This window comes from Limosilactobacillus walteri (assembly GCF_014830205.1).
GTDB lineage: Bacteria > Bacillota > Bacilli > Lactobacillales > Lactobacillaceae > Limosilactobacillus > Limosilactobacillus walteri.
The window spans coordinates 1-16,661 of sequence record NZ_QORN01000023.1; the positions used below are offsets into that span (position 1 = coordinate 1).

A 16,661-nucleotide genomic window follows, 5' to 3' on the forward strand; every position below is an offset into this window, starting at 1 on the left:
CTTAATGAGATTGATGTACTCTCACTTGCGCTCAACGATGTTGAAATACTTTCGCTCTCGCTTAATGAGATTGATGTACTCTCACTTGCGCTCAACGACGTTGAAATACTTGCACTCTCACTTAATGAGATCGAAGTACTCTCACTTAATGAAGTCGAGACGCTTTCGCTTTGGACTATCGACGTTGAAGTAGATTGGTAGATACTTAATGATGTACTCCCGCCATAAATTACTTGACTACCTTTATTAACAGCAGCTAACTGACTTCCGGCCATTGATGTTGCGATACTAAAACTATTGGAAGCACTAAGCGATTCGGACTCATTAGCGTAACTCGTACTATTAGAATTTAATGAAACTGATCCGACACTAACATTATTTCCATTATTGGTAATATTAGTTTTATTACTACTGATAATCTCGGAAAATTCATTTTCATCAACTTTAATTGTCGCATTTTCAACATTGACGATAATTCTGGAATTGCCAAGGTACGTAACCCCATTCGTTCCCGTTGTCATTTTATCCGTATTGAAAGCTACCCGGAGCGGATCATTGATGTTTACGGTTGCTGCAATAAGGCTACTAGAGTTTCTAATATTAGATGCCCCTTTCCCTGCTACTAAAGTAACATCAGCTCCCGGATTAAAGTTAACTGTGTTTCCAGCTGCACCAAGCCAATTAAACTCAATATTTGCTTGCGAATTCTTACCATATGTATCGCCATTAGCACCTTCATGCTTAACTAATGTAGCATTACCATTGAAGTTAATTTTATTAGCAACTGTTCCAGCCATACGGAAGTTAGAACCGGTTATAACTTTTAAGTTAACATTAGATCCCTTAGCAAGATCAATATTTCCCCGATTACTAAGACCCGTTCTACGGGGTACAATTCGAACATTATCAACTTTAGCTGACATTTTAACGGTGGCGTTTTCACTAACTATCAAGTTGTTATCCCCAGCACCATCAAGCTTAATGTTATACTGGGTGCGTCCGATGTTCTCCATCGTTAAACTGGCGGCATTACCAACTGTAACAGCACTTACATTTGACGATTCGCTACTAGTAGTATTAGTAAGCAACCACATATCAATATCAGTTGCACTATTATTTAGTGTCACATTAGCATTATCTGCGATATTAATATTGTTGGAAACGTATAAGGCAGTGGTTTTATCACCATCTTGCGTACCCTGACTAAAGGTCTCCGTATTATGCAACTGTCCATCAACTTTATAAGAAGCAATACTGTATAACGTTGTATTCCCAGCCAAATTCAAGGTTTTAATACCTGCAAGTGCCTTACTCCATACTAATGTTCCACCATAAGCAGTCACGTCTTCGTATGTTACCGTGTCAGCGCCATTACTACTCATATTAACAAAACCATACTTGCTCGTATTGTAGAGAGTCGCATTTTTAATGGTTAAATTAATTTTAGCAGTGCTTGAGCTATTATTTAAGATAATCCCGCCATCGGTATTAAGGGCATTAATATGGTATCCATTCCCATCAATGGTAATGTTGCGATTTCCATTATTAATGGTAATCGCATTATTAAGAGTGATATTACCCTTCAACTTAATCGTCGTAATTGAGGCATCCTGTAAAGCCGCTTTTAATTCATCTTCAGTCGATACTTCTTTAATAGTTTCAGCAATTTGAGTTACATTATCTTCCGCAACCGTTCGATTAGCCGCGGGAGTTGCCCCATTATTATTTTCAGTTACTGGTGAGATGGTTGGCTTACTATTTTCTTCTACATTGCTAGTACTCGCGCCATTCTCTATTGAAACTTTTTCACTATCAAGCGATGTTGATCCCGTTGTTGAATCTGTCATTGTCGAATTTGAATGACTCTCAGATTGTTCAATCGCATTATTGCCACTGCTTTCAGTTGATTGACTAACCGAAATGCTATTAGACGCATCTTCGCTCACCATTGAGCTAGTTGTTGTACCTTCAAAAATTGTAGTTGAAGCTGTACTTCCTGTAGCGCTATTTACTGATAGAGAACTACTTTGCATCGCCTGGCTAATCGTTGACATACTGGTAGATTGATTAGCAGTTGATCCACTCGTAGATGTCATTGACTGACTTGTGGATGTACTCGCTGATACCGATCCAGATCCAATTACTTGAGAACTATGGTCAACCGTTGTGGTCGCAGCATGAACTTCCGTTGGCGAAATAGCACCAATCGCCCCCATCCCGAACAAGGTTGCAACGGTAGCAATCCCTCTCTTATATGCGTCTGCTGTATCTGAAGTATAATCATCATCTAATGCATCTAAATCATTAAGATCAGTCGGACGGACTTCCTTTTTCGGTGTAAACGAAATTAAGCTAAAGAAGCGTGTAAGAGCACTAAACCAGCCTCGTTTAGTCTTATATAATTTAACCGTGCTTTTAGTTTCTTGATTTTGCTTATGTTTGGCCATAGATTGTCCACCTCTCCAATTTCATGATTTTATGATTGTTTAGATAATTGATAGTAAATATTTCCATCAACATTTCTACACCTAGTTTCATTAAAGATAAATCGTTTTATAAATTAGGATACTATCTGTAAAATGTACTCAAATAATACAAATTTAGTAAAACGTTTTTTGTATCTATAGTATGACAAAAAAGTTACAGCGAGTCTTTACTCATCCTTATCTTTTTATCAATTCTTATAGAAAAATTCTATTAACTATTAAAAAGTCTCATCATCATTCCCACAATAAACATCAATATAATCGCCATCATTATTGAGCGACTTTTAAACGGTTCCTTTCTCTTTCAATAAGGTTGTCTCTTTTCTTTTTCTACCTCATCCAGTCGCTGTAAGGCATGTTGTTGGGCGAGCGACAACGACTTATCAGCTTTACGATGCATGATCATCCTGCTCCTATCTTAATAATCTCGAACGCTAGGGCTCCGTAAATTGATAGCCCTTTCATTCATAACATAAATTATTTTAGATTAAATATATTATTAAACATTGAGGAAAAGTTTAACTATTTCAAAAAAGCCTTATGATTTCTTTAGGAGTTATTAATTTCTAAAATCATAAGGCTTTGATGCTTAATAAATTATTAAGTAAGCGTATGAATAAGGCTGAGAATAAACCTTTCAACTTTTTAACGAATAATACCAAGTTAACGTGGTAAATAACCATGACACTCAAGCCTAAGCACGAACAATAATCAAGCTATGACATGCTAAGCATCGTTATAGCTTAGCTAACCGTCTTGTTGAGAAGATTATTTTGTACTCTTAATTTCTTCGTTTTCCCCGCTTACCGAGACTAATTCCAAATAACCCAAGAAATGCGCCAATAATCACTTGCCAAATACTACGATGCTGGTTACCGGTTTGTGGTAATTCGCTTGATGATTGACCTGTATTATTAGCTGCGTTTTCACTAGCTACCGCATGTACAGTTACGGGGATAACAGCTTCATTAGTCGGAACAACTGATGGCTGACTAGCACTTATTGGGCTATTAGGAGTTCCAACTGACGCTGGTGCTGCCGAAGCGGTTGGAGTCGTTGATGGTTCATCTAATGGTGTCTCACTTGTTGGAACAGCTGGTTTAGCTGGCGTAGCCGGAACATCAGAACTTGGCGTAGCCGATGATGTTGGTACTGTCGGTTTGTCAGGCACTACCGGAATATTTGAATCTGGAACCGCTGACGAGCCAGGAACATTAGCAGAAGAGGTTGCCGGTATATCAGATTTTGGCGTGTCGCTTGGTTGTGCCGGCGTACTCGAGGAAGTTACTGAAGAATCGGGCGTACTTGGGTTGACTGGTTCTACTGGAGTAACCGGCGTAACAGGTTTGTCAGGCTCTTCTGGCGTTGGGTGCGGAATAACTGACTTTCGTGAATACAAGACAATAAAATGCAAATCTTGACTGTCGGCATTTACGAGTTGAGTACTGATTTGTAATGTATCAGTACTATATCCTTCAATAATTGGCGAAATAACCGGCGTAAAACTATCACTTTGCGGAATCCACGTTTGCCATTCGGTCTTGCCAGTCACTAGGTCGGTTAATCCATTACGGGTGAAGACGATTGGCGCCGCATGGTAAGTTGGCGCTGCAGTTCCACCGTTAACAAACCGGTACTTAATATCTTCATTAACGGAACGCTGATCCGTAACATTTTTTGTTCCATGTGCTAAATGAATGACCAGATTCAAATCATGATCAGCAAAAACACTTGGTAATTGGTCACGACTTACCAACTGGTAGCCAAGCTGTTGATAGTGCAATGAAACATTATCATAATCTGTTGCAATAATCGCAGGCAGCTTATCATCAGCATACCCTGTCCCTAAACGATAATGATTAATCAACGTCAAACCGGTGGTATCATCAATTACGGTATACGTAATTTGATGCGGCTCAGTAGTGTAATTTACGGTTAACTCAATCGGTTGTTGGCCTTGTACAGCTAAGGCACTGTTTACCGTTGGTTGATCAGAAGTATACCCCTTAATAATTGGCGAAATAACTTCTGCAAACATTGCGGGGTCACTCGCTGTTACTTCCTGACCATTATTAATAGTAGTAGAGGATACCGCATGCCAGTCGCCAAAACTAACTTGTTTAGTCACTTCATTAGTTTCAGTTGACCGTGTGAATGTAACCACTTGTTGAACATCTGGAGCTGCTTTTTCACCCTGCTTCGGGCCATTAGCATAGACATAATGAATAGTCCGGGTAACAGCTTCTTTCACTACGTTTGGCGTAAGCCGTGCTTGATAGTAAACCTTGATGCTTTCACTAGGGGTCAGTGCTGTTGGCGTTTCGGCCGCAACTACCGCATAATTCTCACCCGCTTCATTTTCAGCAGGACCGTATCCATAGTAGCTAAGATCTGGATTAGGTGAAGCTGGCCAGCCACCCTTGGCTAGTTTCCATGCATGATCTGCATCCCCAGCTGCTAATTCAATTAAGTAGTTGCCATTATGATCACGCTTGCCATCCAGAGTATAACCAACTACCTGATGTTGCGGACCAGCGATAATCGCCTGCCGCACAAATGTTGCTTGCTGCATTACCGGCTCCGTAATCCCTTCAAGCATAATTTGCTTACCTGTATCACGGTCGTAATAAGTAATCGTCCGCGTCGTTGTTTGCCGTTCAGTTCGCAAATCATTCTTCATTAATAGGTGAATCGTTACATTCTGATCCTCACGGGTAAAAGTATCTGGTAACTTATCCTGACTTACGATTGTATATCCAATTCGCTGGTAATGATTGAGGATATCACGGTAACTATTAGCTGCACTCACTGGTAGCTTTTCATCTGCAAAGCCGCTTGCTAATGGTTGCTGGTCTACTAGGGTCTTGCCGTTCGTATCGTCAATCACTGTATATGTCACAGCATTAGGTACAGTTCGATAATCAACTGTTACGTTAATATCTTTATCACCAGGCTTTACCAGTAATGCTGCTGTTTTTTCTTGACTTGGCACATAGTACTTAATTACTGGTGATTTAATTTCGGCAAAGGAATTATTATCACTAGTCCAGTCAGTATAAGTTACTTCCGATGTGACTTGGTTCGTCTTTTTATTACGACTGAAAGTAACAACTTGCTTTACGCTTGGTGCGGCCGTTTTTCCTTCTTGCGGACCGTTAGCGTAACGGTAGTTAATTGTTCTCGTCGTTACAGCAGTTTCTGTTGACGTCACTACCTGTTCAGGATAAAAGACTTTAACTGCTTCATCCCCCGCAGTTGCCATTAGTTGAACCGCAGCAACTTGCGGATAAGCTTGACCATGCTCATCTTCAGCTGCCCCATAGCCATACTTGGCTAGCACCGGATTATCGACTGCAACCCACGTATTTGTCGTCGGTTGCCATGCTTTAGCCGCATCAGTCTCTTCTACCAAGTAATTGCCATTTTTATCTTGCTTTTGGTTTCGCGTGTAGCCGAGAACAGAGCCGTCCTTCCCGCTAATAACTGCTGTCCGAGTAAACTTAACTGTTTGCTTAACTGGGTCAGTTAACCCTGTAAGTGTAATTTGTTTACCCGTATCCTTATCATAGTAAGCAATCGTCCGTGTCACTTGATGACTTTCATCCTGCAAGTGATTCTTCTTGGCAATATAAATCGTGACATTTTGGTCAACACCTGCATCATTATCGAAAGCCGCTGGCAGCTTATCCGCTTTAACAAGGTAATAGCCATCAGCGAGGTATTCATCAATAATCTTGTTATAAGCTGTTGCGACCGTTGCCGGCAGTTCCTCATTACTTAGCCCTTCAGCTAGCGGTACCCGGTCTTTTAATACTTGCTGTGTATCATTATCGATAACCGTATATGTTAGCAATTGAGGATCAGCGACATAATAAACCGTCACATCAATATCTTGAGAGTCATGGCTAACCGTTATAGCGTCAACCGCCTTAACTGAGGTTCCGCTATTATCAACTGCATGGTAACCTGCAATCTCTGGAACAGTCACAGCCGCAAATGTATCACTGGCTGGCGTCCACACTTGCCACTGGCCATCTTCGTTAACCCTTGCGAAACCTAATTTTGCCGTATAGGCTGGTGCTGCTTCCTTACCAGTAGATTTAAATACGTAATGAATTGTTTCCTTAACTTGGTGGTTTTCGACATTATTTATTGTCCCCGATAAGGTTCCATTATTAGTATTTAAATCATTCCGGTAAGTATAAGGTTGGACATAATAACCTGCTTTTTGATTATATAAATCCTGACCGTGCCCATTAGTAACAGTTAATTGCCAAGGGTGTTCTTCAAGGAATTTCTGTAAAGCAGCATTACGTAAAGTAACCCCTTGGTAATAACCAATAGTTTTAATCGGATCCTCGTTAGGGCCTTTAATATTAGCTGGCGGTAATACCCCGTCCAGTTTCTTTGGTCGCCAAGTAATTAAGCCTATGCTTTGGTCTTTTTTAAAGCCGAGATAATCTTCAGCAATCTGGACATGATATGTCCGCGTTAACCCCTCAGCAGAATCTGTGCTCTTCACGCTAATCTGGGGAGCCTTAGTTGAGACCATCACCCGAGTAACAAAAGTATTAGCAGTCCCTTCAACCGGATCAAGGTAGTAGTCTTGATAAGTTGAAACAATACTTTTTTCTAACGCCGTCTTAACGTCATCATCACTAACAAATTGATAATCAACATAATCATTATCTGCTGGCTTAGATACTGTAATATCAAATTCATTCCCCAGTTTGACGCCATCATCATTTTGACTTGCCAATCCGACAGCTTCTTCGTGGTCTGGGTAACGCAGTGGTTCGTCACCAATACTCCACGTTTGCGTCTTTAAATTATAGTACCAAGTATGGGCCGCATAGGTACTGGCGCTTTCTGGAATAATTCTTTGATTAAAGTTATCTTGGGGCGTTGCTTTAGCTGCCACTGGAATCTTAAGGCCGCTGGTAAATTGCCGGTTGCCGATTTGAATATCGTTGTGGGGAACCAACAATGTCGGAGCCGTCGCTTTATCTGAATATAAGTGGAAGTAGCGGGTATCTAACGGCGCCTCATCAAGATCAAAGCCAGTAATATTATGCCAGGTTAAATTAAAGTGCATCCGCGCTAATGACAGGTTAGCATCTCCGTACTGAGCTTTAATCTTTTCCAAACCATCATTAAAAATAATCTGATAATAATCATTTGACCCGCCATTACCATTACTACCAAGGCTATTATTATTTTCGGCCGATTACCAGGTTACATCTTTTACATTTTCAACCGGTGATTGATGATATGACACCGCATATGATTGCTCGCTAGCTGTCACTGGCCGCATATAGCCAATTACTGCCGCTTTCTTTTCACCAGTTGTAGTCTGATAATTAACATTGATCGGCATTGGCTGGCTAGCACCACCACCATAAGCTAAGATATGTTGCTGGCCATTAGCAGTTAGCTTATACGGTATGCCCATTGAAACGTTGATATAGTTACCGTTTTTAATATCATGATGGGCAATATCAACATTAATATCAAAAGCTAGGTTAGTCCGCCCAGTATGATCAGTTCCATTTCCCGGCTCCGAACTCGCATTAACATTAGTAACCGTATAGGCAGTCTCGTCTACCGGAGTTGTCGCCTGAAGTTGAGCAGCAGCTGTTGTGCTGGTTGATTGGTCACCATTATCAGCAACTGTTGCTGGTAAAGTTACCGTATTGGTCGTAGTTGCCGGAACTCCCGCGGTTACGGATTGTTTCGTTGCTGTATCCGCATGGACAACCTCACCGTTAATCCCCATCGCAATACTTGTCCCTAATAAAACAGATGCGACGCCAACACTTAACTTTCGTAGGGCAAAACGCTGAGTCAGCGGCATGCTATTAGCCAACCGTTCAACCTGATTATTCCTTGAAGTCAATACAAACTCCTCCCATAAGCTAAACCGATTAGAATCTATTTTTCTATTAATCGGTTCTTTAATAAGTAAGGTTAATTAGCTAATTAGTGGAAGTATTTATCAGCAAAAAAATAAATAATCCCCATTAATAGACAGTTGATATAAGTGGCTTATACATCAATTCACAAATATAATAAATCAATTCATTTCTAATTACAAGATGATAAATGAATTTAAATGGAATAAAAAAACTGACTTACGACACCACTATCGTAAGCCAGTTTTTTTAGACAATGCATCGAGTATTACTGTAAGTAATTAAGCAAGCATTGCATAAGTGTTAAGTCATTGCAATAAACCTTTGCTCTCAGCATTGTTATCTTATAATTACCATGCGATAAATTATATATAACTTATCTACATTTATAGGATAACAGGATTTAAATAAATATCAATATTTAATTAAAACTTTTCGCCTTTTTTCGGCAATTAACAGCATTTTAAACTTCCTTAACCTTGATAAATAAAGCTTTTTAGCAGAATTATTTCAAAAAGATTAAATTTATTTTTCATTCAACAAATGATAAATATTTCATGTGTAAAACTATAAGCTATACCATTTCTTTTTTATCGATCGATAGAGGGCCTTTCGCTTGAACCAGCTATAATTGACAAACATTATCAATTACATTTAATTATTTACTTATTGACACCTCATTTATTGCCTTTAGATAATAAAAAGACCCCGTGATGGGATCTTCTTAAGATAAGCATTTATTTTTGATGGTGTTTTTCAACGGCTGTAACTAATTCTTCTAGTGACTGGCTTCCAAAAATAACCGGATCATCACCAATCATTGTCGCTGGAACACTCATAATTTTCTTTTCTTTCCGTAATTCGGGGAAATGTTGTAAATCAATCATCGTTGCCGTGATTGCTGGATTTAATGAAGCCATTCGCTGGCAAGCTGCCACTACATCTGGACAGAAGTGACAAGTAAGTGATACGCCAATCCGAATATCAGTAGCTGGTAATTGCTTAATTCGCTCAGCCAACGCTGGCGCAATCGTTTGACCAGGACCAGCAACGTTGTAGACACCAAGCACCAGTGAGTTTAGTTCATGACCTGTTGGGATACCAGCATAATGTAACCCGGTGTCATTACCATCCGCATCAAGTAAACGCAATTGTGGTAAGTATTTAACATCAGCCGGTGCTGGCTTGCTTACAGAATGAAGGTGCGCGTCAAGGGAAGCAAATTCATCAACAAAACTGACTAATTGGTTACTAAGGTCGGTTCCATTAGTTAATACTTGTAATTGAATATCATTAGTTAAGCGCGCAAAAATCGGCTTCAGTTGTTGGTCAATTTCCGCTGGTAACCAGTTTCCTTCATGGGGAGCAGTAGCTTCTTGCTGGTCAAGATTGCTTGTTTGCCCCACCGGTTTTGCAGGCTTCTTATCTGTATTGACATGAATTGGTACCCCTTGCTTTTCTTTTTGCAGCATTATATACCGTTCAGCTGCTGTTGCCGCAACAGCGCCATCAGCCGCCGCCGTGACAATTTGGCGTAAGTTCTTTTGAATAACGTCACCAGCTGCGTAAACCCCTGCAAGGTTCGTTTGACCATTTTCATCAGTTTTAATATAACCACGCTCATCTAAATTTAGGATTCCAGTTAATGCTTTTGTCGCCGGCTGTGTTCCTATATAGATGAACATTCCAAAGGTTTGGTCACCATCATCAACATGATAAACAGTTTCCTCACCAGTTTTGTTATTAATAAAAGTGGCGGTGGTGAGGTAATCATCCCCATCAACTCTTTTAACTTCTGTGTTATATTTAACGCTTACTTTGGGATTATCTAAGGCCCGTTTAGCCGTTAAGACTGGACACTTAAAACGATCACCACGAACTATAACCGTTACATGTTTAGCAAACCGGCTCAAATAGTCTGCTTCTTCAGCTGCCGCATATCCGCCACCGACAACAAAGACTTGCAAACCGGTAAATAATTCTCCGTCACAGGTTGAACAATAGGCAATTCCCCGCCCACGGAATTCATTTTCACCAGGAAAACCAATTTTGCGCGGATTAGCCCCCGTAGCGATAATTACGCCACGAGCATGATAATCCTGACCACTTTTACCTTTCAGTTTTTTAATTTCGCCATTAAGATCAAATTTTTGTATCGCGTCATGCTTAATCTCAACACCGAAATCCGTAACCTGCTTTTGCATCTGGTTCATCAACTGGGTACCATCAATTTTTTCAACAGCTGGATAATTATAAACTACGGAGGTCGTTGTTACTTGTCCGCCAACCGTATCTCCTTCAATAATTAACGTATCAAGGGTCGCCCGACCAGCGTATAATCCAGCAGATAACCCAGCAGGACCAGCACCAACAATGATTAAATCATATAAATGTTGTTCTGCCATCTAAATCACCAGATTAAAGCTTTCCAACTAAATCAAGGCTTGGCTTAATTGAATCTTGACCAGGCTTCCAGTTAGCTGGACATACACGGTCACCATGCTCACGAACAAACTGAGCTGCTTGAAGCGTCCGTAAAATTTCATCAGCGCTGCGGCCAATTCCCATGTTATTGATAGTATAAGATTGGATAATACCATCAGGATCAACAATAAATACACCACGGTAGGCCTGCCCGGCATCTTCATCGAGGACATCAAACATCCGTGCAAGCTTACCTGCAGGGTCAGCTAACATATGGTACTTGATCTTGCCAATCTTGTCAGAAGCCTCTGCCCATGCTTTGTGAACAAACTCAGTGTCTTCAGAAACAGAGTAAATATCAGCATTAGCCTTCTTAAAGTCTTCGTATTTATCTTGTAATGCCTCTAATTCAGTCGGACAAACAAATGAGAAGTCTGCTGGGTAGAAGAAGAAAATACTCCACTTGCCTAAGACATCCTTCTTTGATACTTCAGTAGTTTCACCGTCTTGATAAGCATTTACCTTAAAATCTTCAATTTCGTGTCCAACAAAATTCATATATATCCTCTCCTCAATTAGAATCATTCTTAACTACACTTAATAGTATAAGCTTTTAATCTCAACTTGCAAGGATTTTGTTAGAATTATTCTAAAAAAGTTTTAGATCCGTTTGCCAAAAATACGAGCTTTAATCGTTTGCCCAGTCGGGGTTCCCGCCAAACCGCCAATTCCGGTTTCCCGTAACGCAACTGGCATCGACCGGCCAACTCGGTCTAATGCCATAATACATTCATCTGCTGGAATTTTGCTGATACACCCGGCTAACGCTAAATCTGCCGCGATTAACGAGTTTCCTGCACCAATCGCATTTCGTTTAACACACGGAATTTCAACCAAGCCCGCAATAGGATCACAGACTAGGCCCAAGAGGTTGCTTAATGCAATTGCTAGGGCTTGACTACTCTGCTCTGGCGTTCCTCCTGCCGCTTCGACTGCAGCAGCTGCCGCCATCGCCGAAGCTGAGCCAACTTCTTCTTGGCATCCCCCGGTTGCGCCAGCAATTCCCGCATGGTTAGCGATTATTAAGCCGAGCCCCCCTGCTGTAAATAAAAACCTAATCATCTGCTCCTCATTCAGTCCTAATCGTTTCTCTAACATAAATAATGCGCCCGGTAGAGTTCCCGATGAGCCTGCCGTTGGCGTTGCACAGACAACACCCATTGCCGCATTAACTTCATTCGTTGCAATTGCATTTTCAACTGCCGCCATCATTGCATCACCAGCAAGCGGGGTTCGCTGTTGGCGATATTTTTTGATCTTAATTGCCTCTCCACCAGTTAAACCTGTTTGCGAACGTACCCCTGCACCATTTTCACCGCGTTCAATTGCGGCCCGCATTGTCGCTAAATTAAGCTGCATCCGCTTCCAGACTTTGCTCCGACTCAATCCCGAATCTTGACATTCTGCTAAGATTACCAGCTCTGACAAGGATTTTTTGGTTTCTTCAGCTGTCCTTACTAACTCTTTTACACTCTCATACATAAATAGTTCTCCATTTTCTAAAGGCAAATTGCGGTTGGATACTTTTCTTCAAAATAAGTTACTGTTGCTGGTTGCATTTTATTTTGAATATCATAAACATAAATATCACAATTTGGCGCTCGTAACACTTGACGTCTACTAAAAGGAGCCTTTTGCTCTAAATCATCGTTGATTGCTAAAGCATTGGCCATTTTCTTACTATAGTCACGAAAAATTACAATCGGTAAAGGTCCGGCAGGTAAAATTTCAACTCCTTCAAGATTGATTTCACGAATTTCAACAGCGCCCCCACCAATTGAACAGCCAGATACTTTTATTTGTTTATTACCATCAGTCATCACTAAAATCGCAGTGTTAGGATGATGAATCGGACTATCACCGGATTCTTCTACAAAACGTAAGTCAATCCCCTGTTGACGAGCAATCCGCGGAGCAAGCGGTACCCGCGAATCATGCGGTAAAAAGCCCATGATACCTGCTGCAATCGCATAATCAGTTCCATGACCACGATGCGTCTGCGCAAAGGACCCATAATAATGGACAGTCACTTTAGGAGGTATCTTGCCAAACAGTTTATTTGCTATGCGACCAATTTGGACTGCCCCAGCTGTATGGGAACTCGATGGACCAATCATAATCGGACCAATAATATCAAAAACACTCTTGTATTTATTACTCATAAGCTATCCTCGTAAATTTAAAATTAAAAAAGGAGGGTGACAATCTTGTCTCCAACTCCTTATTATAGTTATTTTTGATTTTTATGGAAACCGAGAAATGACCAGAATCCCCGTAATCCGCCAGACTTTTTCTTCTTAGTTTCTTTTTTGCCGCGGTGTTCTTTAGCAGCTTTTTCGGCAAGTGCTTTTTGCTTAGCAAGAACTGCTTCACGTTTTTTGCGTTCCTTTTCTGCCTCTTTACGAGCCGCAATCGCCTTTTTAGCTCGCGCTGCCCGTTGCTGAGCTGCTTCCTTAACTAATTGCGGACGCATCTGTTCCATTGTATCAAACATCGTGGCAACCTTAATTGCGGTCTTATTTGCCAAAGCTTGGTCAGTAGTCGATGCAACTTCAACGTTATGCGCAGCAGCAATCTCACGTTCCCAATATTGCTGCGTCTTGATTGGGAGACCGGTAAATTCCTGACTACGTAAAAATTGCCCTGCCCGGGATAGCTGCATGTGTAATGAATGCTTATCAGTCTGCTGACCATTTAGCGCCTTGCGCGAATTGTAAATCGCTTGATCAACTAGGTCAACCATTGCTTGTGGCTCATTATGTCCTTCTTCGTGCTCTTTAAGGACATCTTCACCCATCCTAACAGCCTCATCATAAAGACCCTTAGAACGATCTGTACCATTAAAATACTTATACGTTTGCCTTACACGTGTTTGATCAGCAACATCCTTATTCAGTTGATCAAAAACTACTTTTTCGTTCATTATATTTCCACCGCCCGATTTTACTCGTCATACTATTCATAGTATAGCAGTTATTAGCGTCAAACGAAGCTAAAAAATCGATTTTTTTGGAAGATTACTAAAATTTTTTGTAATTAATCCTACTATAACAGTATTTTTGGTCAACTTTTAGCTATAAAAAAAGACCAGTTATTAAAAACTGGTCGCTGCTTTTAATAATTACCAGCTTGCCTTACGAACGCCAGGAATCTGACCTTTATGTGCAAGCTCACGGAACTTAATCCGAGACATACCAAACTTACGCATGTAAGCATGGGGACGACCATCGTAACGGTCTCTGTTATGAAGACGGACTGCACTCGAATTGCGAGGTAGTTTTGAAAGACCAATATAGTCGCCCTTTGCCTTTAATTCTTTACGTTTTTCAGCGTACTTTTTAACTAAAGCTTCTTGGTGATGTAATTTAGCAATTTTTGATTTTTTTGCCATTCAGTTGTTCTCCTTTTAGATTAAATTAAAACTGTATCTACCATTACTACTTAAAATTAAAAACATCTGCGAATTCTTTTCAGTTTATTATTATCGCTGATACTTACAAAAAATACAAGAAATATGTCTTGCATTTTATTTTTCCTTAACTATTAATTTTTTTAGCATATTTTTGGTAATCATCCGCATAGTTAAATTTATCATTGTACGCCGTCAATAATTCATCATCATGGGTATAAGCACGACCGGTAATCATCATTTTTTGATAAAGATCCTTATAAGGGACATCACTCTTCTCAGCAAGCTTTTTTTCTTGTTCCCGATCATATGAAATATGTCGAAAACTAGTTTCTGCTAGGCCAATCGCGTCGACTTCCAACATCAAATAGTGCGCGCGTAGGTCTCGCTGGAGCGGTTGCCAGTGGTTAAAAGGTTCTCCGACCGCTCCTGGATTTAAGATTACACGTTCATCACTAGCATAGCGCAAAAGTTCGTGGTGGACATGGGCATAAATTGCAACATCGACAGTTTCACCAGCAATGTTAAAAAGCTTATCGAAGTTTGCTGTTTCTTGAGTCGGAAATAGCGCTTGCCCCATATTAAGCCACGGCAAATTATGGGAAATACCAAAATTCAAGGCCCCCACTCTTTTGGTCACGTGCAATGGCCAACTTGCAATTTCATCAATCACTGCTGATGAAGTATGCTCAGCAACATATTGAGCAAGCCGGGCAAAGTAAATATGAGATGGCCGTTCCATGTCCATCATTCCCCGTGCACCACGGACAACTAGGTCATCCCAATTGCCCCGAACAATTACGGTTGGTTTCATTTTCTGAAAAATATCCCACATTGCCCCGACACTAGGTCCTGGCATTAACAGGTCTCCAACAAACCAATATTCGTCCGCATGTTGCTTAATACTATCTTGGTACATTGCTTGGAGCGCGCTTAAATTACCGTGTGTATCTGAAAATACTGCAATTCTCCTTCTCACTAGTAATGTCCCCTTTCTATTTCTCTGTAATTAATATAGCAGAGTTTTGACAAGGAGTGCTAAACTAATTTATGCCTTTATTTTAATAAGTACCTTTGATTCAAAACCTTTTCATTTGTTATAATTGGTTTTTATCGATTGAACACAATTAGGAGATGATAATTAACATGGATTCGGAAGTCGAAAGAGGACGTTTCCCTCACGGTTGGCACCGAACTTTTTATACCCTCTGGCTAGGCGCATTTATCACGGGAATGGGATATTCAATGACCATGCCGTTTATTTCCTTGTTTATTGCCGAACTTGGAAATTTTAGCCGTTTTCAGCTCAACATTTACTCTGGACTTGCATTTGGCGTTACTTTCATCAGTCAGGCAATAGTTTCACCCTTTTGGGGGAGCTTAGCTGACCAAAAAGGGCGTAAATTAATGTGTCTCCGTGCTTCTGGCGTAATGGCCTGCACCATCTTTACAATTGGTTTTGCGCAAAGCGTCTGGATGATTATCGGCATGCGCTTTTTACAAGGTGTTTTTTCCGGGTATATTAATAACGCTACGGCAATGATGGCTGGTGAAACTCCTCATAGCCGGTCCGGTTGGGTAATGTCGGCAATGACTACAGCTGGTGTGGCCGGAAATCTTGTCGGGCCATTATTGGGCGGAACTTTATCTGGTGCATTTGGTTACCGAATCCCCTTTTTCATCACTGGTGGACTAATGTTTTGCGTCTTTCTTAGTACCTGGTTGTTGACAGTCGAGCATTTCACACCGATTAAAAAAGAAGCCATGAAACCAATGAAAGAAATCATGCATAATCTTGACAATCCCCCCTTAATCATCGTGATGTTCTTAACTACAATGATTGTTACTTCCTCTACCATGTCCATTGACCCAATTATTAGTTTATATGTTCGCCAGCTGATGGGGGGACATGGTAATATTGCATTTGTAGCCGGAATTGTGGCGGCTACCCCTGGTTTAGGAACAATGATCGCCGCTTCTAAAGTTGGACACACCATGGATCGAATTGGTCCCGAAAAAGTATTGCGAATCGGGATTATAACTGCTTTTATCCTTTTTATCCCGATGACATTTACACATTCCCCGTGGGCACTCGCATTCTGGCGATTCCTGCTTGGACTAGCAAACGCAGCATTGATGCCCGCTACCCAGACCGTATTAACGTTGGATGTTCCTACAGAAGCATTTGGTCGTGTTTTCAGTTATAACCAGTCATTTCAAGCAGCCGGTGCCGTTCTCGGATCGATTCTCGGTTCATTTATTTCAGGAATATCTAGCTATGAAATGGTCTTTATTATTACTGGACTAACCCTGCTTGTTAACTTTATTTTGATAATGCTTGTTAAACCGAAAAAAACACTGATAGAATAA

Annotated in this window: 11 protein-coding genes; 1 reads left to right on the plus strand and 10 read right to left on the minus strand. The window is 40.7% G+C overall.

Annotated elements, in window-relative coordinates:
- From DTK66_RS06585 to DTK66_RS06630, 10 genes are all read right to left on the minus strand, one after another.
- Window positions 1-2,447 (minus strand): serine-rich glycoprotein adhesin (locus tag DTK66_RS06585; RefSeq protein WP_191668155.1); only part of this gene is annotated, 2,447 nt, incomplete at its 3' end.
- Window positions 2,448-3,267: 820 nt separating this feature from the next.
- A complete protein-coding gene (locus DTK66_RS10990; RefSeq protein ID WP_225209025.1) occupies window positions 3,268-7,632 on the minus strand; it encodes a mucin-binding protein in 4,365 nt (1,454 codons plus the stop codon).
- Between the two features lie 81 nt (window positions 7,633-7,713).
- The gene (locus DTK66_RS06595) at window positions 7,714-8,382 is read right to left on the minus strand and encodes a YSIRK-type signal peptide-containing protein (RefSeq protein ID WP_225209026.1); all 669 of its coding nucleotides are present in this window, start codon (window positions 8,380-8,382) and stop codon (window positions 7,714-7,716) included.
- A gap of 753 nt (window positions 8,383-9,135) precedes the next feature.
- On the minus strand, window positions 9,136-10,803 hold the full coding sequence (locus DTK66_RS06600; protein ID WP_191668156.1) for an FAD-dependent oxidoreductase: 1,668 nt from the start codon (window positions 10,801-10,803) through the stop codon (window positions 9,136-9,138).
- Between the two features lie 13 nt (window positions 10,804-10,816).
- A complete protein-coding gene (gene ahpC / locus DTK66_RS06605; RefSeq protein WP_153931409.1) occupies window positions 10,817-11,380 on the minus strand; it encodes an alkyl hydroperoxide reductase subunit C in 564 nt (187 codons plus the stop codon).
- 102 nt (window positions 11,381-11,482) lie between these two features.
- Window positions 11,483-12,364 carry an L-serine ammonia-lyase, iron-sulfur-dependent, subunit alpha gene (sdaAA, locus tag DTK66_RS06610; protein WP_153931408.1) on the minus strand — a complete coding sequence of 294 codons (882 nt, stop codon included), beginning with the start codon at window positions 12,362-12,364 and terminating at the stop codon, window positions 11,483-11,485.
- A 17-nt stretch (window positions 12,365-12,381) separates the two neighbouring features.
- Complete coding sequence (sdaAB, locus tag DTK66_RS06615) at window positions 12,382-13,044, minus strand: L-serine ammonia-lyase, iron-sulfur-dependent subunit beta (protein WP_191668157.1); 663 nt, start codon at window positions 13,042-13,044, stop codon at window positions 12,382-12,384.
- Between the two features lie 68 nt (window positions 13,045-13,112).
- The gene (locus tag DTK66_RS06620) at window positions 13,113-13,805 is read right to left on the minus strand and encodes a hypothetical protein (protein ID WP_153931406.1); all 693 of its coding nucleotides are present in this window, start codon (window positions 13,803-13,805) and stop codon (window positions 13,113-13,115) included.
- Window positions 13,806-14,003: 198 nt separating this feature from the next.
- Window positions 14,004-14,273 (minus strand): 30S ribosomal protein S14, encoded by a 270-nt coding sequence (gene rpsN / locus DTK66_RS06625; protein WP_003667006.1) that lies wholly within the window; start codon window positions 14,271-14,273, stop codon window positions 14,004-14,006.
- Window positions 14,274-14,418: 145 nt separating this feature from the next.
- Window positions 14,419-15,270 carry a metallophosphoesterase family protein gene (locus DTK66_RS06630; RefSeq protein WP_191668158.1) on the minus strand — a complete coding sequence of 284 codons (852 nt, stop codon included), beginning with the start codon at window positions 15,268-15,270 and terminating at the stop codon, window positions 14,419-14,421.
- 167 nt (window positions 15,271-15,437) lie between these two features.
- Here DTK66_RS06630 and DTK66_RS06635 point away from each other — a divergent pair, with 167 nt between their 5' ends.
- Complete coding sequence (locus DTK66_RS06635; protein ID WP_497006446.1) at window positions 15,438-16,661, plus strand: MFS transporter; 1,224 nt, start codon at window positions 15,438-15,440, stop codon at window positions 16,659-16,661.